The 20,517-nt window shown below is 69.0% G+C and carries 17 protein-coding genes; 11 read left to right on the top strand and 6 right to left on the bottom strand.

Going from position 1 to position 20,517, the window contains the following annotated elements:
• Positions 1–18: 18 nt before the first annotated feature.
• Together ACF09C_RS10285 and ACF09C_RS10280 are read right to left on the bottom strand one after the other, a co-directional pair.
• Positions 19–2,091 (bottom strand): PhoX family protein, encoded by a 2,073-nt coding sequence (locus tag ACF09C_RS10285; RefSeq protein ID WP_392090899.1) that lies wholly within the window; start codon positions 2,089–2,091, stop codon positions 19–21.
• Positions 2,092–2,387: 296 nt separating this feature from the next.
• Positions 2,388–2,663: a hypothetical protein gene (locus ACF09C_RS10280; RefSeq protein WP_392090898.1), complete on the bottom strand. Its 276-nt coding sequence runs from the start codon at positions 2,661–2,663 to the stop codon at positions 2,388–2,390.
• A 19-nt stretch (positions 2,664–2,682) separates the two neighbouring features.
• On the opposite strand from ACF09C_RS10280, the gene ACF09C_RS10275 reads away from it, so the two are divergent.
• Positions 2,683–4,026 (top strand): VWA domain-containing protein, encoded by a 1,344-nt coding sequence (locus ACF09C_RS10275; protein ID WP_392090897.1) that lies wholly within the window; start codon positions 2,683–2,685, stop codon positions 4,024–4,026.
• On the opposite strand, the gene ACF09C_RS10270 is transcribed toward ACF09C_RS10275, so the two are convergent.
• Both ACF09C_RS10270 and ACF09C_RS10265 read right to left on the bottom strand, forming a co-directional pair.
• Complete coding sequence (locus tag ACF09C_RS10270) at positions 3,993–5,132, bottom strand: sensor histidine kinase (RefSeq protein ID WP_392090896.1); 1,140 nt, start codon at positions 5,130–5,132, stop codon at positions 3,993–3,995. The two genes, ACF09C_RS10275 and ACF09C_RS10270, sit on opposite strands and share 34 nt — an antisense overlap.
• Positions 5,129–5,782, bottom strand: coding sequence for a response regulator transcription factor (locus ACF09C_RS10265; protein ID WP_392090895.1), 654 nt, complete (start codon positions 5,780–5,782; stop codon positions 5,129–5,131). Before ACF09C_RS10265 ends, ACF09C_RS10270 begins: the two co-directional genes overlap by 4 nt.
• Before the next feature lie 215 nt (positions 5,783–5,997).
• Between ACF09C_RS10265 and metG the strand changes: the two genes are divergently transcribed.
• The 8 genes from metG (at position 5,998) to ACF09C_RS10225 (ending at position 15,826) form a co-directional block, all read left to right on the top strand.
• A complete protein-coding gene (gene metG, locus ACF09C_RS10260; RefSeq protein WP_392090894.1) occupies positions 5,998–7,605 on the top strand; it encodes a methionine--tRNA ligase in 1,608 nt (535 codons plus the stop codon).
• A 104-nt stretch (positions 7,606–7,709) separates the two neighbouring features.
• On the top strand, positions 7,710–8,231 hold the full coding sequence (locus ACF09C_RS10255; RefSeq protein WP_392090892.1) for an SseB family protein: 522 nt from the start codon (positions 7,710–7,712) through the stop codon (positions 8,229–8,231).
• Complete coding sequence (locus ACF09C_RS10250; RefSeq protein ID WP_392090891.1) at positions 8,212–8,859, top strand: hypothetical protein; 648 nt, start codon at positions 8,212–8,214, stop codon at positions 8,857–8,859. The genes ACF09C_RS10255 and ACF09C_RS10250 overlap by 20 nt, the downstream gene beginning before the upstream one ends.
• Positions 8,859–13,496: a putative T7SS-secreted protein gene (locus ACF09C_RS10245; RefSeq protein ID WP_392090889.1), complete on the top strand. Its 4,638-nt coding sequence runs from the start codon at positions 8,859–8,861 to the stop codon at positions 13,494–13,496. Before ACF09C_RS10250 ends, ACF09C_RS10245 begins: the two co-directional genes overlap by 1 nt.
• 64 nt (positions 13,497–13,560) lie before the next feature.
• A complete protein-coding gene (locus tag ACF09C_RS10240) occupies positions 13,561–14,223 on the top strand; it encodes a hypothetical protein (RefSeq protein ID WP_392090888.1) in 663 nt (220 codons plus the stop codon).
• A 153-nt stretch (positions 14,224–14,376) separates the two neighbouring features.
• Complete coding sequence (locus tag ACF09C_RS10235) at positions 14,377–14,880, top strand: Imm50 family immunity protein (RefSeq protein WP_392090886.1); 504 nt, start codon at positions 14,377–14,379, stop codon at positions 14,878–14,880.
• A complete protein-coding gene (locus ACF09C_RS10230; RefSeq protein WP_392090885.1) occupies positions 14,867–15,268 on the top strand; it encodes an Imm50 family immunity protein in 402 nt (133 codons plus the stop codon). The genes ACF09C_RS10235 and ACF09C_RS10230 overlap by 14 nt, the downstream gene beginning before the upstream one ends.
• A gap of 57 nt (positions 15,269–15,325) precedes the next feature.
• On the top strand, positions 15,326–15,826 hold the full coding sequence (locus ACF09C_RS10225) for an SMI1/KNR4 family protein (RefSeq protein WP_392090883.1): 501 nt from the start codon (positions 15,326–15,328) through the stop codon (positions 15,824–15,826).
• A 41-nt stretch (positions 15,827–15,867) separates the two neighbouring features.
• On the opposite strand, the gene ACF09C_RS10220 is transcribed toward ACF09C_RS10225, so the two are convergent.
• Positions 15,868–16,512, bottom strand: a complete 645-nt coding sequence (locus ACF09C_RS10220) for a Uma2 family endonuclease (RefSeq protein ID WP_392090882.1) — start codon at positions 16,510–16,512, stop codon at positions 15,868–15,870.
• Between the two features lie 366 nt (positions 16,513–16,878).
• Between ACF09C_RS10220 and ACF09C_RS10215 the strand changes: the two genes are divergently transcribed.
• Together ACF09C_RS10215 and ACF09C_RS10210 are read left to right on the top strand one after the other, a co-directional pair.
• Positions 16,879–17,760 carry a helix-turn-helix domain-containing protein gene (locus ACF09C_RS10215; RefSeq protein WP_392090880.1) on the top strand — a complete coding sequence of 294 codons (882 nt, stop codon included), beginning with the start codon at positions 16,879–16,881 and terminating at the stop codon, positions 17,758–17,760.
• Positions 17,741–18,613, top strand: coding sequence for a hypothetical protein (locus ACF09C_RS10210; protein WP_392090879.1), 873 nt, complete (start codon positions 17,741–17,743; stop codon positions 18,611–18,613). The genes ACF09C_RS10215 and ACF09C_RS10210 overlap by 20 nt, the downstream gene beginning before the upstream one ends.
• 70 nt (positions 18,614–18,683) lie before the next feature.
• Here ACF09C_RS10210 and aspS read toward each other — a convergent pair whose 3' ends face one another.
• On the bottom strand, positions 18,684–20,513 hold the full coding sequence (gene aspS, locus ACF09C_RS10205) for an aspartate--tRNA ligase (RefSeq protein ID WP_392090877.1): 1,830 nt from the start codon (positions 20,511–20,513) through the stop codon (positions 18,684–18,686).
• Positions 20,514–20,517 lie beyond the last annotated feature (4 nt).

Raw genomic sequence — 20,517 nt, 5'->3', positions numbered from 1 at the left:
CACCGGGCTCCGACCGGCTCAGACGCCGATGTCGCGGCCGTCCTTGCGCCAGACGGAGACGACGGACGGACGGACGATCTTGCCGGGTCCGTCGGGCCACTCCGACTTCGGGTTCTCGACGGACGCGCCGTCGAGCTCGCCCGGGTGCTGGACGGCGATGACGACACGGCGGTCCTGGATGATCGGACCGCAGGTCTCGGCGCCCTTCGGGACGGTCAGGAACTGCTTGAGCTCACCGCGCCGCTCACCCTGCGTGGCCACACCGAACAGGCCGTCGTGCGAGCCGAGCTGGGCACCGTCGGTGGAGATCCACAGGTTGCCGTGCGGGTCGAAGGCGACGTTGTCCGGGCAGGAGATCGGGGAGACCTTGTCCTTCGGGTACCCGGCGAAGTACGTGGCCGGGTCGTTCGGGTCGCCGGCGACGAGGAAGAGGCGCCAGGCGAAGCCGTCGGAGGTCGGGTCGTCCCAGTTCTCGGCGAGCTCCAGGATCTGGCCGTGCTTGTTCAGGTTGCGCGGGTTGGCCTCGTCGGCCGGGGCGTAACCGGTCTTGCCGCGGTTGGTGTTGTTGGTGAGCGCGACGTAGACGCGGCCGGTGCGCGGGCTCGGCTCGACGTCCTCGGGGCGGTCCATCTTCGTCGCGCCGACCTTGTCACCGGCGAGGCGGGTGAAGACGTACACCTCCTCGGCGGTCATGCCCTCGACGTGCGAGACGTTGCCGGTGGCCAGCGGGATCCACACGCCGGAACCGTCGAACTCGCCGTCGGACGGGTGCTTGCCGGTGCCGTCGATCTGCGCGGCCGGGCTGTCGCCGGTCAGCTTGGCGACGTAGAGGGTGCCCTCGTCGAGCAGGGTGAGGTTGTGCGCGCGGGCGGCCCGCGAGTTGCCCTTCTTCATCCGCTTCGACGAGACGAACTTGTAGAAGTAGTCAAAACGCTCGTCGTCGCCCATGTAGACGACCGGGCGGCCGTCCGCGGTGAGGCGGGGCTGCGCGGCCTCGTGCTTGAAGCGGCCGAGCGCGGTGCGCTTCTTCGGCGTCGACTGGGGGTCGTACGGGTCGAGCTCGACGACCCAGCCCTGACGGTGGACCTCGTTCGGCTCCTGCTTGAGGTCGAAGCGCTTGTCGAACCGCTCCCACTTGCGCTCGGAGGCACCGGTGCCGACGCCGTAGCGCTTGTCGGTGGCGGAGGAGCCGTTGGCGAAGTACTGGTTGAAGTTCTCCTCGCCGTGCAGCGTCGTGCCCCACGGGGTGGTGCCGCCGGCGCAGTTGTTGAGCGTGCCGAGGACCTTGCGGCCGGAGGGGTCGGCGGAGGTCTGGAGGAGCTTCGACCCGGCGGCGGGGCCGGTCAGCTCGAACGCGCTGGTGGTGTGGAGACGGCGGTTGAGCGAGTGCCGGGTGACGGGCGTGAGCTTGCCCGAGCGGCGCTCCTCCTGGACCACGACGACGGAGAGTCCGTGGGCGGCCCAGGCGATCTCGACCTGCTCGCGGGTCGGGTTCTCGGCGTCGTAACCCTTGAACATCAGGATTTCGTCGGTGTACTCGTGGTTGGCGACCAGGAGCTGGCGGCCGTACTCGCCGCGGAGCGGGAGCAGGCTCAGGAAGTCGTTGTTGTAGCCGAACTGACCGGCCTGCGCGGCGGCGGTCTGCTTGTCGGCGTCGAAGGCCGGCGCACCGCGGAGGATGGGCTCGCCCCAGCGGATGACGACGTTCTGCTCGTAGCCGGTGGGGACGGTGACCTTGTCGGCCGTGTTGGGCGCGACGGGCGTGAAGCGCAGACCGCGGGCGCCGTCGACCCGGTGGAAGCCCTTGGCGGCGGCGGAGGCGGCGTCGCTGTCAGGGGCGGCGGCGACGGCCGGCGTGCTGCCGGAGCCGACGACGGCGCTGCCGGCAGCGGCGGCGACGGTCACGACGGCGGCGGTGCGCATCATGGAACGGCGGGAGAGGACGCCGGCTATGACGTCGCCGACGTACTCGTTGTCGCTGGTGTTGGGCACCTCGTGGAAGCAGGCGTCACCACAGCGGAACCGGCAGGTGAGGGCGGAACGGCCGCCTCCGTGCGGGTTGGTGCTCAGCAGCGGCAGCAGTTTGCGCACTTGGTCCTCCTCCGGCGCAATACTGCGCCGCCCCTTGGTCCCGACATGGTGTCGGGAATTGGTCCGGCGGTGACGTTATGTGTACACATCTGCACGGGGGAGGCGCTGAAGTGAACGGCGCATGAATGGGCAGGAACGGAGGTTCGTTCGGCGGCCGTTCACGGGCGTGGCGCGGGCCGTACGGCGGCCGGGGAGGGTCGATTATGGGCCACCGAAGGCGACACACCCGGGGCCGCTAACCTTACGTGTCCGCCCTGGCCAGGGATGATTCCTCCCAGTACGGACATTCACCGCACTCAACTCATGCGAAAGGCCTCGCCCATGGGCATTCGGAGCTTGCTGCGCAAGGTGTTCGGACGCGATCGTGCGGAACAGCACGCTGATTCCCCGGCAACCTCCGTCCCGCCCCAGGCGGCCCCGGCCGCGGAGGAGGAGACGGCCCCGGCGACGGTGACGGCCACGGTTTCGGCGCCGACGACCGCGTCGGCCACGGCGGCCACAGCGGCCACGGCGGCTTCCGCGCCGGTGACCACGCCTGCTTCCGCGCCGGCCACGACGGCGTCGACGACCACGGAGACGTCCACGGCCGCGGTGCCGTCGGCGGCCCCCAGGAAGGACGCGGCTCAGCGCGCGGCGGACGACCTGGTGGCAGCCGCCTTCGACAACCCGAAGGTCCCGGCGGCACGGACGGCGAGCCCGTCGCCGCAGGAGCCGGTCGCGGAGACCGTGGAGGCGGAGGAGACGGAGCCAGAGGCTGACAAGGCCGTCGTCGCGGAGCCTGAGGCGAACGAGGTCGTCGCCGAGGTCGAGCAGCCCGCGCCGGTCGAGGTGACTGAGGCCGTCACCGAGCCGACGGAGGCGGAGACGCCTGCGGCAGAAGCCGAGGTCGAGGCCGAGGCAGCACCCGAGGCCACGGCGGAGGTCGAGGCTGAGGCGGAGGCCGTGGAGGCCGCCGCCGAGGCGGAGGCGGCCGTCGTGGAGGAGCCCGAGGCGACCGTTGCCGCTGAGGAGCCCGAGGCGACCGAGGTCGCCGCCGAGGCCGACGAGCAGGACGCCGCCGCCCCGGCGGAGGCGGAGCCGGTCGCCGCGGAGGTCGAGCCCGAGGCGGACGACGCGGAGCCGGAAGCGGCCGTCGTCGCCGAGGAGCCCGAGCCGGCCACCGCCCCTGAGCCCCAGCCCCAGCCCGAGCCCGAGCTGGAGGCAGTCACCGCCGCCGCCCCCGAGCCCGAGCCCGAGCCCGAGGCAGTCGTCGCGGAGGCCGAGCCCACCGCCCCCGCTACTGCCCCCGCCCCCGCAGGGGTCGTCGCCGCGGACGCGCCGCAGCTGCTCGACGCGTACGCCGCCGCGGGTGACGTGCTCAAGGAGCGCGGGCTGGTCAAGGCGCAGGCGGCCGTGTACCTCGTGGTCGACCGGTCAGGGTCGATGCGCGGGTACTTCAAGGACGGGTCCGTCCAGCGCCTGGCCGAGCAGACGGTCGCCCTGGCCGCCCACCTCACCGAGGACGCCACGGTCACCGCCGTCTTCTTCTCCACGGACATCGACGGCACCGCCGAACTCCGCCCGGCCGGCATCGACGGCCGCATCGAGGAGATCAACGCGGGCCTCGGCCGCCTCGGCCGTACGAACTACCACCGCGCCGTCGAAGAGGTCCTCGCCCACCACGAGAAGGCCGACCCCACCCGCCCCGCACTCGTCGTCTTCCAGACGGACGGCGCACCCGAGTCCAAGACGGCCGCCACCCAGGCGCTCGCCGAGGCCGCCGAGCGCCCGATCCACTGGCAGTTCGTGGCGTGGGGCGAGGAGGACAACAAGGCCTTCGACTACGTCCGTAAGCTCACCGCCCCCCGTACCGGCCACTTCCTCGCCGGCGCGACCCCCTCCGAGACCGCCCACGCCGACTTCTACCGCGGGCTGCTCTCCACCTGGGAGGCCTGACCGGAAGCGACTGGGGGCCCGGTGGTGACGGAGACGGGCAACGTCACCGTCACCACCAGGCCCCCGCCGTCTCCCTCCCCCCGGGCGACCGCGCTGACGGTCCCCCCGTGGGCGGCCGCGATCGAGCGGACGATCGACAGGCCGAGCCCGGCCCCCGGCCCCATCCGGTCACGGCCCTCGCCCCGCCGGAAGGGCTCGAAGAGCCCCGGTACGTCCGCGGGGTCGACGACGGGTCCCGTGTTCACGACGGTCACGACACCCCCGGCCACGGACACCTCCACCGCACCACCCGGCACGTTGTAGGCGACGGCGTTGGCGACGAGGTTCCGTACGAGCTGCCCAAGCAGCACACGGCTCCCGAGCACGACACCTCCCGCACCCTCCACCGGAACCCCGAAGGTGTCGCACTCCTCCTCGACGACACTCCCCAGCTCAACCCGCTCCCGCCCCTCAAGGCCACGCTCGCTCCTCGCGAGCACCAGGAGCCCCTCGATGAGGCGCTCGCTGCGCCGGTTGCTGTCGAGGAGCACCTGCTTGACCTCGTTCGCGTCGTCGAGGCCGATCTGGATCGCGGCGCGCTGTGTGGCGAGCGGGGTCCGCAGCTCGTGGGAGGCGTTCGCGATGAACCGCCGCTGGCTGTCGAAGGCGGCCTCCAGACGGCCCAGCAGCGCGTCGATCGTGTCTCCGAGCTCCTTCAGCTCGTCGTCGGGCCCGCTCGCGGCGATCCTCTCGTGCAGGTTCCGCTCCGAGAGGCGTCGCGCACGCGCGGTCATCTCGTGGACCGGCCGCAGCACACGCCCGGCCGTCCACCACCCGACCGCGACGGCGCAGAACGCCATGACGACGAGGGCCAGGCACGACCACATGAGCATCTGCTCGCCCGCGGCCCGGCTGACGTCGTCGCTGAGCCGGTAGGCGGTGACGGTCTCGAACGGCGCGACCACCCGTACCCGCGCGGCGATGGCGTCCGCCTCGCCCTCCGTACCGGCGCGGGAGAGCAGGTTCACGACGGTGAGCAGGCACCCGCCGAGCACGACGAAAACGCCCCCGTACACGAGGGCGATCCGGGTCCGGATGGTGGACCCTGCTTCGAGGACACCCGTCACAGCGCGTACCCCACTCCCTGCACGGTCCTGATCAGCGCCGGCTCGCCGAGCTTGGCGCGCAGCTTGCTCATGCAGACCCGTACCGCGCCGGTGAACGGGTCGGTGTGGGCGTCCCAGGCCCGCTCCAGGAGCTCCTCGGCGGAGACGGTCGCCCCGTCGGCCTCCAGCAGGATCTGGAGGACGGAGAACTCCTTCGGGGACAGATCGAGGACGCGCCCGTCCCTGGTCACGTCGCGCCGCACGGTGTCCATCGCCACCCCCACCCGCTCCAGGCGCGGCGGCACGGGCCGGGCGCTGCGGCGCCGCAGGGCGCGGACACGGGAGACCAGCTCGGGGAACTCGAAGGGCTTGCCGAGGTAGTCGTCGGCACCGAGATCGAGCCCTTCGACCCGGTCCTCGGTGGAAGCGGAAGCAGTGAGCATCAGAATCCGGGTCCGGGCGGAGCGGGCGACGAGCGCGCGGGCGACGTCGTCGCCGTGGACGCGGGGCAGGTCCCGGTCGAGGACGACGACGTCGTAGTCGTGCAGGCCCAGGTAGGCGAGGGCGGCGTCGCCGCTGTAGACGGTGTCGACGGCGAAGCCGGCCCGCCGCAGCCCGGTGGCGAGGAGCTCCGCGAGGACCTCCTCGTCCTCGGCGACAAGTACGCGCATGATCTCTTCCTCGCTGCTGACGGCCACGGCTCTTTCTACGCGGGCCAACGTTTCGCAAAGCTCTCCGAGCTCCCACACCCACCCCACGCCCACCCCACACCCACCCCACACCCACCCCACGCCCACCCCACACCCACCCCACACCCACCCCACCCCGTCTCACCCCCCGGTTATGGATGTGAGTGGATCTTGAACTGCCCGTTAGGATTTCGACCATGGCGGCCACTGGATCCGAGAAGCAGGGGGCGAAGGCGTTCTACGTCTCGACCCCCATCTACTACGTCAACGACGCTCCTCACCTGGGCCACGCCTACACGACCGTCGCAGGCGACGTGCTCACGCGCTGGCACCGTCAGCGCGGCGAGAAGGTGTGGTACCTCACCGGCACGGACGAGCACGGTCAGAAGATCATGCGCACGGCCGAGGCGAACAACGTCACGCCCCAGGCCTGGTGCGACAAGCTCGTCGAGGAGGCGTGGAAGCCCCTCTGGGAGCACCTGAACATCGCGAACGACGACTTCATCCGCACGACGGAGAAGCGGCACACGGATCGCGTCCAGGAGTTCGTGCAGGACCTGTACGACAAGGACGAGATCTACAAGGGCGGGTACGAGGGCCCGTACTGCGTGGGCTGTGAGGAGTACAAGCTCCCGGGCGATCTCATCGAGGCCGAGGACGGCACGAAGCTGTGCGCCGTCCACAAGAAGCCGGTGGAGATCCTCAAGGAGGAGAACTACTTCTTCAAGCTGAGCGAGTACGGCCCGAAGCTGCTCGAGTTCTACGAGGCGAACCCGGGCTTCATCCAGCCGGAGTCGGCGCGCAACGAGGTCGTGAACTTCGTCAAGCAGGGCCTCGAGGACCTGTCGATCTCGCGCTCGACCTTCGACTGGGGCGTCCCGGTGCCGTGGGACGAGAAGCACGTGATCTACGTGTGGATCGACGCGCTCCTGAACTACGCGACGGCGGTCGGCTACAACGAGAACCCCGAGAAGTTCAACGAGACCTTCCCGGCCAACGTCCACCTCATCGGCAAGGACATCCTGCGCTTCCACGCGGTGATCTGGCCGGCGATGCTGATGGCGCAGGGTCTGCCGGTGCCGGGCAAGGTGGCGGCGAACGGCTGGCTGATGGTCGGCGGCGAGAAGATGTCGAAGTCGAACCTGACCGGCATCAAGCCGCAGGACCTGACCTCGCACTTCGGCGTGGACGCGTACCGCTGGTACTTCCTGCGCGCGATCGCGTTCGGCCAGGACGGCTCGTTCTCGTGGGAGGACTTCACCGCCCGCTACACGAGCGAGCTGGCGAACGACTACGGCAACCTCGCCTCGCGCGTGGCGGCGATGGTCGGCAAGTACTTCGACGGCGCCCTGCCGGCCGCGACGGCCGACGGTGACGCGGAGAAGGCGATCCACGAGGGCCTGGCGAAGGCCGTCGCGACCGCCGACCAGAAGATCGGCGAGGAGCTGGACTTCCAGGGCGGCATCCTGGCGATCTTCGACTTCGTGAAGCAGGTCAACGGCTACATCACGGAGCAGGAGCCGTGGAAGGTCGCCAAGGACGAGTCGGAGGCGGGCCGCGCCCGCCTGGCGACGATCCTCTACACGGCGGCCGAGTCCCTCCGAGGCGTCGCGGTCCTCCTGAACCCGATCATGCCGGAGACCTCCCAGCAGCTCTGGGACTCCCTGGGCGCGGAGCCCTCCCTGGGCTCCCTCGCCTCCCAGCCGGTCCAGTCGGCCGGCGAGTGGGGCAAGCTCCCGGCAGGCACGACGGTCACGAAGGGCGCGATCCTCTTCCCGCGCCTGGAGGACCCGAAGAAGGACTGACGCCCTTCCCGTAGTACTTGGAGCGAGGCCCGGAACCTGACAGGTTCCGGGCCTCGCGCTTTTGTTCGTTGCTCGTGGAAATGATCGCGTGGCAGCATGCGTGGGTGACGGAGAACGGGAACGGGGACGCGGCGAAGCCTCAACGGGCCTCAAGACTGACTGAATTGTCGGAGAACCCTCCTCCGAGCACGGATCGGAGGACGGCTCCGAACACGGAGCCGCACGCCGAACCGGTCGACGAGGCGGCGGTGGCCCGGCGGGAGTTTGCGCGGTTACTCGGCGAATTCCGTCGCACGGCGGTTCTGGTGCCGTTCGACGAGCACGGGAGCCTGTGGACCGCGGACTTCAGCGGAGTCCGGTGGATCTGCGCGTTCTCGGACGAGGAGGCGCTGGCGCGCTTCGCGGTCGCGCGGGGCGAGGCGGAGCATGAGTGGACGTACCGCACGATCCTCGGCGCACGCCTGCTGGACGTGATGGTGCCGATGCTGCCGGGTCCGGGGGGCGTGGCGCTGGACGCGGGCAGTGCGGACGGGATGGTGTTCCCGCCGGTGGCGGGGATCGTCCCGGACGGGGTGGCGGTGGATCTCGGGGGAACGGGGGCCCAGGATGAGCGGGAACGAGCCTGAACTCGCGGCGCCGGCGGCGGCGCTCGCGGAGATCGTGAAGGGCATCAATCTGGCGCATGCGGAGCTGAAGGAGCTCGGCATGATCGGCGAGGCGTCGGCGGGCCGAGGGTTCTCGGATCTGGCGCTGTCGGGCCTTGAGCTGGGGCACGGGGGCCTGACGGCCGAGTTCGAGACGTTCTGCGACCGGTGGGAGTGGGGCGTCCGTGCGCTGACCTTGCGGGGAAACGGTTTTGCGCAGGGGGTCGGCCTCTCGGCGGGCTCGTTCGCGGAGCAGGAGCAGTACGTGAAGGACTCCTTCAAGATCGCGGTGAACTCCCTCAACGGGAACCCGCACCTGTCGGAGGACGAGGTCAAGCAGATGCGCTGGGACACCATTCGTGACCAGCACATGTGGGACAACGCGGACTACAGCCGGGAGTCGTTCACCGAGGCCCACCAGGAGGTCGAGCAGACCTGGCGGAACACGGCGTACGACGTCGAGGACTCGCTGCTCGACTCGATGGAGAACTCGGGTGTGGTGGACCCGAAGCTGCGTGACTTGATGGACGAGGAGCTGAAGGAGACCCTCGCCCCCGACCGGGCGACGATCGAGCAGGCCGAGCAGCCGCGGTGGGGGGAGAGCCGCTGATGGTCGACTGGCGGGGGATCGGCGACGGCATAGTCGACGGGCTCGACAAGGGGATCGACAAGGGCAAGGAGCTGGTCGGCAAGGGCATCGACCACGCCACCGACAAGATCGGCGAGGGCCTGGAGAAGGTCGGTGCCCACGACTGGGCGGACGCGGTCGAGGACTGGGGCGACGAGACGGCGTCGTCGCTCGGCGCGCAGGTCGGGGAGCAGCAGCTCGGACAGAGCGAGGAAGCGAACGAGCTGATCCACGGCAAACCGGACCGGATCACCGCGACGGCGAAGAACCTCCGGGACTTCCGGCAGGCCTTCGACCTGGTCGGCGGCGGGATGAAGAAGCTGGACTCGGCGCACTGGCGGGGCGAGGCGGCCAACACGTTCCGGGAGAAGTTCCAGACCCTGCCCACCGACTGGCTGCACGCGGCGGACGCGATGGAGGACGCGGCCAAGGCGCTGGAGACGTACGCCAAGACGGTGGTGAGCGCGCAGGGCAAGGCGGGCGAGGCGATCGCCCTGTACAAGGAGGGCGACAAGGACTCCAAGTCGGCGGTAGAGACGTACAACAAGAAGGTCGACGCCTACAACACCGCTCGCACCGGGGACAGTCCGCTGCCCCACCCGGGCACGTTCTCCGACCCGGGCGCGTCAAAGCGGGCGCGGGCCCGGGAGATCCTGAACGACGCGCGCAGGGCGCGCAACGAGGCCGGGGAGACGGCGAGAACGGCGGTACGCGCGGCGCTCGCCCACGCGCCGAAGGAGCCGACGGGCGTCGAGAAGGCCAAGCTCGACATGATGGACCACGCCCTGGGCCAGGGCTTCGAGCTGGCCCATTTCGGCGGCGGCGTCGTCAAGGGCACGGCGGGCCTGGTCAACTTCGTCCGCTCGGTGAACCCGACGGACCCGTACAACCTGACGCACCCGGCGGACTACTACAAGGGCGTCAACACGACGCTCGCCGGCCTGGTCTCCACGGTGGCGAACCCGGACCGGGCGCTGAAGAACGCCTGGGACGCGGCGAAGGGCGACCCGAGCGAGTTCATCGGCCGGCTCCTCCCGGAACTCCTGGGCACGAAGGGCGGCGGCGTCATCAAGGGCGGCCTGCGGGCCGGCCTGGACAGAGCCGAGCGCCCGGACAAACCTCACATGGAGTCGGACGGCACCCCCCGGGCGGACCAGGAGAAGGACCCGCCCACCAGCTGCAAGACGACCGGCCAGAAGGACTGCGAGAAGGACCCGGTCGACATCGCGTCGGGCCACATGCTGCTGCCTCAGACCGACATCACCCTGCCTGGCTCGCTCCCGCTCCTCTTCCGCCGCACCTTCGACTCCTCGCGCCGCTCGGGCCGCTGGTTCGGCCCGACGTGGTCGTCGACGGTGGACCAACGCCTTGAGATCGACTCCGAGGGCGTGATCTTCAGCTGCGACGAAGGCAGCCTGCTCGCGTACCCGCACCCGGCACCGGGCGTCCCGGTCGTCCCGGCCCACGGCCGGCAGTGGCCGCTGGACCGGGTGGAGGACGGCTACACGATCACCGACCCCGACACGGGCACGGTCCGCCACTTCACCGACCACACCCACGAACTGGCCCTCCTGGCCCAGATCGACGACCGCAACGGCCGCTGGATCACGTTCGAGCACGACGAGACGGGGGCCCCGACCTCGATCGTCCACCACGGCGGCTACCACCTGAAGCTCACCACGGCCGAAGGCCGCGTGACGGCCCTCCACCTCGCGGAAGCGGCACCGGACGGGTCCGACCAGGAGATCCTGCGCTACGGCTACACCGACGGCCACCTGACGGAGGTGGTGAACTCCTCGGGCCGCCCCCTGCGCTTCGGCTGCGACGAGGAGGGCCGCATCACCTCGTGGACGGACACCAACGGCAGCCGCTTCGACTACGTCTACGACGACCAGGACCGCTGTACCTATCAGTCAGGCACGAACGGCCACCTCGAAACCACCTTCACCTGGGACGACGTCGACCCGGCGACCGGTCTCCGCCTGACGACCTTCACGGACGGCTACGGACACACCCAGCGCCATCTGATCAACGACCGCGCGCAGCGCGTCGCCGAGATCGACGCGCTGGGCGCGGGCACCCGCTTCGCGTACGACCGCCACGGCAACCTCCTGTCCCACACGGACCCCCTGGGCAACGTCACCCGCTCCACGTACGACGAGCACGGCCGTATGACCGCGCTGGAACGCCCGGACGGCCGTCAGGCCAGGGCCGAGTACAACGCCCTGGGCCTTCCGACCCGTATCGTCGGCACGGACGGCAACGTCACCCGCCAGACCTTCGACGAGCGCGGCAACCGCACGTCGGTGACCGACCCTTCGGGTGCGACGACGAGGTTCACGTACGACGTGTCGGGCGGACTGACGTCGGTGACGGACCCACTCGGCGCCACGACGCACCTGGTGCTGGACCCCCGGGGCCTGCCGACCGAGATCACGGACGCGCTTGGGTCGACGACCCGCTACGAGCACGACGCGTTCGGCCGCACGACCCGGATCACGGACGCCCTGGGCGCGCAGACGCGCCTGGAGTGGACGGTGGAGGGCCTGCCGTCCCGCCGTACGGCAGCGGACGGCACGGTGGAGTCGTGGACGTACGACGGCGAGGGCAACTGCCTGACCCACACGGACGCGTTGGGCGGAACAACCCACTTCTCGTACACGGACTTCGACCTCCTGACGTCCCGCACGACCCCGGACGGCATCCGCTACCGCTTCGCCCACGACACGAACCTGCGCCTGACGCGCGTGACCAACCCGCAGGGCTTGACGTGGGAGTACGCGTACGACGGCGCGGGCCGCCTGGTGACGGAGACGGACTTCGACGATCGCAGGCTCACCTACGGCTACGACGCGGCGGGCCGCCAGACCTCCCGCACGAACGCGCTCGACCAGACGATCGGCTTCGAGCGCAACGCGCTCGGCCAGATCGTCCGCAAGGACGCGGCCGGCGCGGTCACCACGTACGAGTACGACGTCTTCGACGAACTGGCGGCGGCGACGTGCCCCGACGCGACGCTGACCCGCCTCAGGGACCGCTACGGCCGCCTCGTCTCCGAGACGGTGAACGGCCGAACGCTCTCCTTCACGCACGACGCGGCGGGCCGCCGGGTGGGCCGTACGACCCCGGGCGGTTCGACGAGCACGTGGTCGTACGACGCGGTGGGCCGCAGGACGGAGCTGACGACTTCGGGCCGCCGCCTGGCCTTCGACCGGGACGCGGCGGGACGCGAGGCGGCCCGCACGGTGTCGGACTTCGTCACGCTGACGTCGTCGTTCGACGAGAGGGGCCGCCTGGCGACACAAGATGTTGCGTCCCGCGGGACCCAGCTCCAACACCGCACCTACGCGTACCGCCCCGACGGCAACCTGATCGGTGTCACGGACAAGCTCTCGGGAACGCGCCGCTTCGACGTGGACGCGGTGGGCCGTGTCACGGCGGTGCACGCGAAGGACTGGTCGGAACGGTATGCCTACGACGACGCCGGCAACCAGACGGAAGCCTCGTGGCCGTCGACCCACCCGTCCCACGCATCGACGGGCACCCGCACGTACACGGGCACCCGCCTCACCCACGCGGGCTCGGTCCGCTACGAACACGACGCGCAAGGCCGCACGATCCTGCGCCAGAAGACCCGCCTCTCCCGGAAGCCGGACACCTGGCGCTACGCGTGGGACGCGGAGGACCGCCTGACGTCGGTGACGACCCCGGACGGCACGGTGTGGCGCTACGCGTACGACCCCCTGGGCCGCCGAATATCAAAACAATCCCCAGCGGAAACAACCCACTTCACCTGGGACGGCACGACACTCTGCGAACAGCAGACAGCCGAGGTCACCCTCACCTGGGACCACGAGGGCCTCCGCCCCCTGGCCCAGACGGAACGCCGCACGGACTCGACGGACGAGCGCTTCTTCGCCATCGTCACGGACCTGATCGGCACCCCGACAGAACTCGTCGCGGAATCTGGCGAGTTGGCCTGGCACACCCGCACCACCCTCTGGGGCACCACAACCTGGAACCGCACGGCCACCGCCTACACCCCCCTCCGCTTCCCGGGCCAGTACTTCGACCCCGAATCGGGCCTCCACTACAACCACTTCCGCTACTACGACCCGGAATCGGCCCGGTACCTCACTCAGGACCCCTTGGGCTTGACCCCGGCCCCGAACCCGGCGACGTACGTCCACAACCCCCACACGTGGAGCGATCCCCTGGGGCTCGGGCCATGCCCTCCCGGTGGCCCTGACAAGCACCTTGCGCTCGATAAAGATCGCGGCGACGTCCTGTTCGCCGACCACGACTCGGCTCTCGCCGAAGTTCTGCGCCGCTATGACATCGAGGATCCTTCTTACATCATGAGAGTCGACCAATGGGGAAAGAACCCGAACCTCTTCGGGCCCAAGGGAGAACCATGGGAACTGATTCGGGCGATCGACTCGAAGGGGAATGAGATCGAATTCCACCACCACGCGAATGGCCATTACTTCAAGAATAATGATCCAGAACTGGAGGAGTGGTCACTACCTCATTACCATGGCCCTAAGGGCGAGCACGTCTACTATGGCGACATGGAATCCGCGTACGGACTCAGGGGAGTACCAAGAAATGTCGAGTGAGGCTCGCACCGTCGCCGGGCAACGATTCTGGGATTCAGCTGGAATCGGCGCACAAATTTCGTCCTTGGAGAGCGTTCCGGGTGAGGTCGCAGCTGTGTGGGTCTTCTGTGATCCGCTCACAGAAATCGACACCTGGGCCACCACTCTCCCCCTCCTGCGTCAGGAGGGGTTCTTCACCTGGAAAGCGAATCTCCGGCCGGAAGGGTGGGATGCACGCAGCGACGCACCGGACCTCTCGCGGCAGGTGAAGAAGCGCGTGGCTACGCACGAGTTTCAAGCACTATCCTATTACGAGTCCACGCATCAGGAACTTCAGAATACCGAACCGGCAGTACGTCAATTCATCGGCGAACTCAACGTCCGGAGCTCTGGATTCGCATGCGCTGTCGGGAACAGAGGAGAATTGGGCGACACTTGGGTTCGGTCGTCACAAGCCATGGAGCAGCATTTCTCACTCTCGAGAGACTTCAAGAACTCACCTGACCTGGAGTCGCAACGTCGAAGCATGGTTTCCCTGTACGTGAGCTCTTCCATCCAAGCAGGGCTCTATCCCTGTATCCCCCTCAACAGGCACCCGTACGCTGGGTTCACCATTTTCTGCCCCACCCGAGAATACTCAGAGACTCTCCAAAGACTGTCGATTGATGCGGAGGTTCTCGAAGGCAAGGCGGCGGAAACCCAGATCAGCGGATTCATCGAGCAGGGCGGAGACCTCGCCTATCTCTGAAGGAGCCGAAGTCGATGCACGCCAGAAGCCCGACGCGTACGAGACGAAGCCGGCCCATGTCCTTGGCCTGAGGGCGAGGTGGGGCCCGTCAGGACCTCATCGCCTTTCAGGACCACCCGTCAGGCCATCAGAAGCTCGGAGGGCATTACTGACATGACCGATGGTCTGACCTTGGTGAACGCCGAGAGTCTCGCGACCCTCTACGGAGAGGTCCCACCTCTCGACACATTCCGGCTGCGCGCCATCAATGTCGATTGGCGGGGGCCGACGATCACCCTCCGGATAGACCTTTCGATCTTCCCATCGGCGCCCCCTCCGGAGTGGGATGGCGCGGACATCGACACCGTCCAGTGCCACCTGCAGTTCCTCGCGGTGGCGGACCTCTCCCTGACGGAGTGGAAACCGCCCATCCACTCGGCTTCCCTCGATGCGCAGCCCATGGGCGGGGAACGGAGAATGCGCGTGCGGGTGACGGGCGCCGGGGTGGATCTCCGCTTCACCAGCAACGAGTCGGTTCTGGCGGGACACGTGAGCGCCTTCAAGATCGCAGCCGACGGCACGGACGGAACCCGTCACCTCTTCTCCCGGAGGATCGACAGCCTGCGCCATGAATCCATCCCGGAAACCGACGAAAAGACCTTCCATGGGCGACTCTGACTGGACCTTGATCGTCGATTCGGCCAAGGATCTCGCGGACGCCTACGCGACGCCACCAAGCCTGAACGAATGCGAGCTGTTCTATGTGCAGATCGATGAAAGAGGCACGTCGGTGACCTTGGGGTTCGAGACGTCGGCCCTCCCCTCGTCGCCGCCTCCCGCCTGGGCGCACAAGAATTACAACGCCGTTCAGTTCTACGTGAAGTTCATGCGCGTGAAAGAGCTCCGGATCGCAGGCTGGGACGCCAGTGTTCGCGAAGCGGCGGTCACGCTGAGCCCGCGCGACGACGGAGCCCTCCGGGTCTCGGTCGAAGGCGAGGGGGCACACCTCGTTTTCATGGGGTCCACGCCCCTCCTGACCCGCACGCATCCGTTCCTCCGCGCCTAGCACTCCACCTCGGACGGCTCGTCCAACCTCTCGATGGCATCTGCTAGGAATGTCGGCATGGTCGGCGACGAGATAGTCCACCGGATCCGAGAGCAGGACGCGGCCGGCGAGTTGCCGCCGCCTGCGCCTCCCGAGGCCGTGGCCGAGCTTGAGGCTGCGGTGGGGCATCCGATGCCGCTACTCCTCAAGCGGATCTATCTCGAAGTCGCCGATGGTGGTTTCGGCCGCTGGGGTGCGGCGTTGTCTCTCACCGACACGACCTACAGCTTCAGCGACAGCGGTCGCCTGCTGGAGGAGTACCTGGTCTGGCGCGGACGCCCCGACTTCCCACCGTCTGTTGTACCGCTCTTGACCTGGGGCTGTGCGATCTGGTCCTTCGTCGACTACAGCACTCCAGAAGGCCGCATGTGGGGGTGGGATCCCCACGCCCGCTGCGCTGAACACGGACACGCTCTGTTCCCCGAAGACCTCACCCTGGCCGAACGGCTCTGCGGCTGGCTCGACGGACGCGACGACTTCCCGAAAGCGCCCGCTGGTCCGTACTGCTCCGATTGCTGAAACCGCGGCACTCCCGTGCGGCTGCTGCGACCGGACCGGCCTCAGCTCGCCCAGTCCTTCAGCGGCTCCGTGTCCAGTTCCAGGCCCACCGGGTCGGGCAGCGCGACCGTCTTCCCGAAGGGCACGGTGGCCACCATCTCGTACCGTTCCCCGTCCGGCTGCGAGTGGACCTTGACCTCGCCGGTGGTGCGGTCAATCAGCAGATACACGGGGATACCGGTCTCGGCGTAGGCGCGGGGCTTCAGGACGCGGTCACGCAGGCCCGTGTCGGAGTCGCCCGTCACCTCGACGACCATCAGAACGCCATCGGCACTGGCCCACTCACCTTGGCCAACAAAGGCGTCCACCGGAACGAGGCAGCCGTCCGGGCGGGCGTTGCCCTTGCGGTACTTCTCGATCCTCAGGCCTTGATCCGGGTAGAGCCACCAGTCCGCGTTGGTCTGCAGGCACAAGCGCGTCAGCCAGGCGATGATCCGCCCGTGGTCGCCGTCCGGCACAGCCTTCTCCCCGATCCTTCCATCGATGAATTCCAGACGCAGCGATTCGTCCACCCGTTCACCGAGGCGGGCCAGTTCTTCGAAGCCCTCCTGCGTCAGAACGCTCACGGCAGACTCCTCCCAGATCGGCGGTGCCTCCCACGGTAGAGGGTTGCCTGCCGAAACGGCCGGGTTCGTCGCAGTCGCCATGACTGCACCGTGGCATATGCCAGAGGCCCGGGCGTCGAAGATTCCGAGCCTTCACCCGTCCGTGCGATGTCACCGCGGCCCTGCCCGGGCCACACACCGGAGGCCCGCCGGCGGGCCTCCGGTGGCAGGGGCGATCCCAGGTCCAAGGCACGTGAGGAGAAAGAACCCTGCCCAACCCCACCCCTCCCGCCCGTGGCGGGGCGATCACTCGCTCGGGTGAAATGTGCCAACTCGACTGGCTTCGGGGCGGGTTGCCTGATCTACGCTCGGCGAGACAGAACATCCGACCGCAGAAATGCGTCGGCCCCCGCTGGGAGTGCGAATCCCGATGCGAGGGCCTACCAGCGAGGAAGCACTACCTTCCTGATGGATACCCAGCACACTAGCGTGCGTCCGCACGCGCAGTCCCGCTTCGGCGGGAAGAACCACCCCCAGCGGCGAACCTGCGGCGGTGTCGTCCACGACAACGTCCGCCACACCACCCGCTTCACGGTGATCGGCAACCACCTTGCCCAGCACGCCGAGTTGTCGCTGCTCGCCATCGGACTGGGCGTCCACATCCAAAGCCTGCCCAGCGGCTCCGCCGTCGACATCCGGTCCCTCACCGCCCGTTTTCCGGAAGGCAAGGCCCGGATCGCCGGCGCCCTGCGCGAGCTCGAATCCCACGGCTATCTGCGCCGTACGTGCGAACGCACCAGCAGCGGCCGCATCGTCACCCGTACGGTCTCCTGCAACCAGCCGGACCGGACCGGCGGCGACACCGAGACGGAGCCGGTGAAGCCCAAGCGCCCGGCCCGTCGGGACGACAAGCCCCCGCGCCGCGCCCTCCCCGCCGTACCGCAGCCCGCCTACCCCGCCCCCGACCTCCTCCTGACCGCGATCGACGTCCTCGCCGGCCTCCACCGCGAGGATCCGCGGATCCGGCTCTCCGCCACGGACGCCGAGCACCTCGCGCCCGGGGTCGTCGCCTGGCTGGAGCGGCAGATGCCACCGAGCGCCGTCCGGCAGGCCCTGACCGGCGACCTCCCGCCGGAGCGCCTGCACCGACCCGCCGCGCTCCTGGCCCACCGCCTCACCGCACAGCTTCCACCCCTGCCACCGTTCCGCGCCGCGGACGAGACCCCAACGGTCCCGCACCCACTCCAGAACTGCGACGTCTGCGACCGCGCCTTCCGGGCCGCGACCCCCGGCCGCTGCTCCGGCTGCATCACCACGACCGAGGAGATCCATGGTCAGCCCACCCCATGAAGCGATGCACCGCATCTTCCAGCACGACCCTGGTCTGTTCAGCCGGCTGTCGGGTCTGTTGGGGATCCGTCTCGACACACCCATCAAGGCCGTCATCCTGCCCACCGATCTCACCGAGACCACGCCCGTCGAACGCCGCGTGGACACCTTGTTGAGACTCGACAGCGCGACGAAGGGGTCTCTGGTCCTCGCCATCGAAGCGCAGGGGAGAAAGGACCCCGACAAGCCCAGGACCTGGGCCTATTACGCCGCCTACCTGTGGAACAAGTACCGGCTGCCGACCGCACTGCTCGTCGTCTGCCAGGATCGGGCGACGGCGGAGTGGGCCGGTCAGGAGGTGGCCGCAGGGCCGCCCGACATGCCCACCCTCGTCGTCCGCCCGACGGTCGTGGGCCCGCACAACATGCCGGTGATCACCGACCCGGTCCGGGCCCGGGGAGATCTGGCACTGGCCACCCTGTCGGCCATCACGCACGCTGGCGATCCGGACATCGGTGCCATACTGAAGGCGCTGTCCGCCGCGCTGCGCGACGTCCCCGAGGACGTCGCCGACCCGATCGTCGAATTCACCGCACAAGGGCTGGGCAGGCGTCCGGCCCGGGACATCTGGAGGAACCTGGTGGCCTCGGACCTCTCCTTCTACAAGTCGTACCTCTCCGAAGAACTCCGGGCCGAGGGCCGGGCCGAGAGCAGTGCCGCCGCCATACTGATCGTCCTGGAGCAGCGTGGGCTCGAGGTGTCCGACGCCGTCCGTGAGCGCGTCACCGGCTGCGACGATCCCGAGGTGCTGCGCCGCTGGCTGGTTCGGGCGGTGACCGTCGGCTCCGCCGAGGAGATCTTCGCGGACGAGTAGTCCGCGTCCCGGATACGACGAAGGGCCCGGGATCCGAAGATCCCGGGCCCTCACTCGTCCGAAGGACGGGTTACCGCGCCGCGTCCGGGTGGACCGCGTCCGTGATCGGGCGCTCGTCCGTCGGCTTCTCGACGACCTTCGTCTCGACCGGCTTGCGGAGCTGGATGTTCAGCTCACGCAGGCGGGCCTCGTCGAGCTCCGTCGGGGCGCCCATCAGGAGGTCCTGGGCGTTGCCGTTGAGCGGGAAGGCGATGGTCTCGCGGATGTTCGGCTCGTCGGCCAGGAGCATCACGATGCGGTCCACGCCCGGGGCGATGCCGCCGTGCGGCGGGGCGCCGTACTCGAAGGCGCGGAGCATGCCCGCGAACTCCGACTGCACGGTCTCCTTCGAGTAGCCCGCGATCTCGAAGGCCTTGAACATGATCTCGGGCTCGTGGTTACGGATCGCGCCCGAGGAGAGCTCGATGCCGTTGCAGACGATGTCGTACTGCCAGCCGAGGACGTCCAGCGGGTCCTGGGTCTCCAGGGCCTCGATGCCGCCCTGCGGCATGGAGAACGGGTTGTGCGAGAAGTCGATCTTGCCGGTCTCCTCGTCCCGCTCGTACATCGGGAAGTCCACGATCCACGCGAAGCGGAAGACGTTCTCCTCGAACTGGCCGGCGCGCTTGGCGGCCTCGACCCGGACCGGGCCCATGATCTTGGAGACCTCGTCGAACTCGCCCGCGCCGAAGAAGATCGCGTGGCCCGGCTCCAGGCCCAGACGCTCGGTGAGGACCTTGATGTTCTCCTCGGTCAGGAACTTGGCGATGGGGCCCGTGAGGGCGCCCCCCTCGCCGACGCGCACCCACGCGAGGCCCTTCGCGCCCAGGGAGACCGCGAAGTCGCCGAGGGAGTCGAAGAACTTGCGGGGCTGGTCACCCGTGTTCGGGACCGCGAGCGCGCGGACGTGCTTGCCCGCGAAGGCCTTGAACTCCGACGCCTCGAAGACGTCCGAGATGTCGACGAGCTCCAGGGCCGTCCGCAGGTCCGGCTTGTCGTTGCCGTACTTCAGCATCGACTCGCGGAACGGGATCCGCGGGAACGGGGAGGTGACGTGGCGACCGCCGCCGAACTCCTCGAAGATCTCCGTCATCAGCTTCTCGATCGGCTGGAAGACGTCCTCCTGCTCGACGAAGCTCATCTCGACGTCGAGCTGGTAGAACTCGCCCGGCGAACGGTCCGCGCGGGCGTCCTCGTCGCGGAAGCAGGGCGCGATCTGGAAGTAGCGGTCGAAGCCGGAGATCATCAGCAGCTGCTTGAACTGCTGCGGCGCCTGGGGGAGGGCGTAGAACTTGCCCGGGTTCAGACGCGACGGGACGACGAAGTCGCGGGCGCCCTCGGGGGAGGTCGCGGCGAGGATCGGGGTCGCCATCTCGTTGAAGCCGAGGGCCACCATCTTGGAACGGATGGAGGCGATGACGGCCGAGCGCAGCATGATGTTGCGGTGCATGCGCTCGCGGCGCAGGTCGAGGAAGCGGTACTCCAGGCGCCGCTCCTCGTTCACGCCGTCGTCCGTGTTGACGGTGAAGGGGATCTGCTTGGCCGCGCCCAGGACCTCGACCTCGGCGGCCTCGATCTCGACCTCGCCGGTCGGGAGCTCCGGGTTGATGTTCTCCGCGCCGCGCGAGACGACCTTGCCGTCCACGCGGACGACGGTCTCCTTCGTCAGCTTGTCGAGCACCTCGGCCGCGGCCGTGCCGGGCCGGGCGACGAGCTGCGTGATGCCGTAGTGGTCGCGGATATCGATGAAGAGGATGCCGCCCAGGTCGCGCCGATTGTGCAGCCAGCCGCTCAGCCGGACGTCGGTGCCGACGTCAGAGGCGCGGAGCTCGCCGCAGGTGTGGGACCTGTACCGATGCATCGTC

Origin of the sequence: Streptomyces sp. NPDC014870 (assembly GCF_043081505.1) — a bacterium.
Taxonomy (GTDB): Bacteria; Actinomycetota; Actinomycetes; order Streptomycetales; family Streptomycetaceae; genus Streptomyces.
Note: the sequence above shows the minus strand (reverse complement) of the source record. Positions and strands in the feature narration are given on the sequence as shown.

Coding starts and splice junctions, on each gene's coding strand:
- ACF09C_RS10265 (WP_392090895.1), bottom strand. CDS start 5,782: ATGCGCGTACTTGTCGCCGAGGACGAGGAGGTCCTCGCGGAGCTCCTC.
- metG (WP_392090894.1), top strand. CDS start 5,998: ATGGCGGCCACTGGATCCGAGAAGCAGGGGGCGAAGGCGTTCTACGTC.
- ACF09C_RS10250 (WP_392090891.1), top strand. CDS start 8,212: ATGAGCGGGAACGAGCCTGAACTCGCGGCGCCGGCGGCGGCGCTCGCG.
- ACF09C_RS10245 (WP_392090889.1), top strand. CDS start 8,859: ATGGTCGACTGGCGGGGGATCGGCGACGGCATAGTCGACGGGCTCGAC.
- ACF09C_RS10235 (WP_392090886.1), top strand. CDS start 14,377: ATGACCGATGGTCTGACCTTGGTGAACGCCGAGAGTCTCGCGACCCTC.
- ACF09C_RS10230 (WP_392090885.1), top strand. CDS start 14,867: ATGGGCGACTCTGACTGGACCTTGATCGTCGATTCGGCCAAGGATCTC.
- ACF09C_RS10225 (WP_392090883.1), top strand. CDS start 15,326: ATGGTCGGCGACGAGATAGTCCACCGGATCCGAGAGCAGGACGCGGCC.
- ACF09C_RS10220 (WP_392090882.1), bottom strand. CDS start 16,512: ATGGCGACTGCGACGAACCCGGCCGTTTCGGCAGGCAACCCTCTACCG.
- ACF09C_RS10215 (WP_392090880.1), top strand. CDS start 16,879: ATGGATACCCAGCACACTAGCGTGCGTCCGCACGCGCAGTCCCGCTTC.
- ACF09C_RS10210 (WP_392090879.1), top strand. CDS start 17,741: ATGGTCAGCCCACCCCATGAAGCGATGCACCGCATCTTCCAGCACGAC.
- aspS (WP_392090877.1), bottom strand. CDS start 20,513: ATGCATCGGTACAGGTCCCACACCTGCGGCGAGCTCCGCGCCTCTGAC.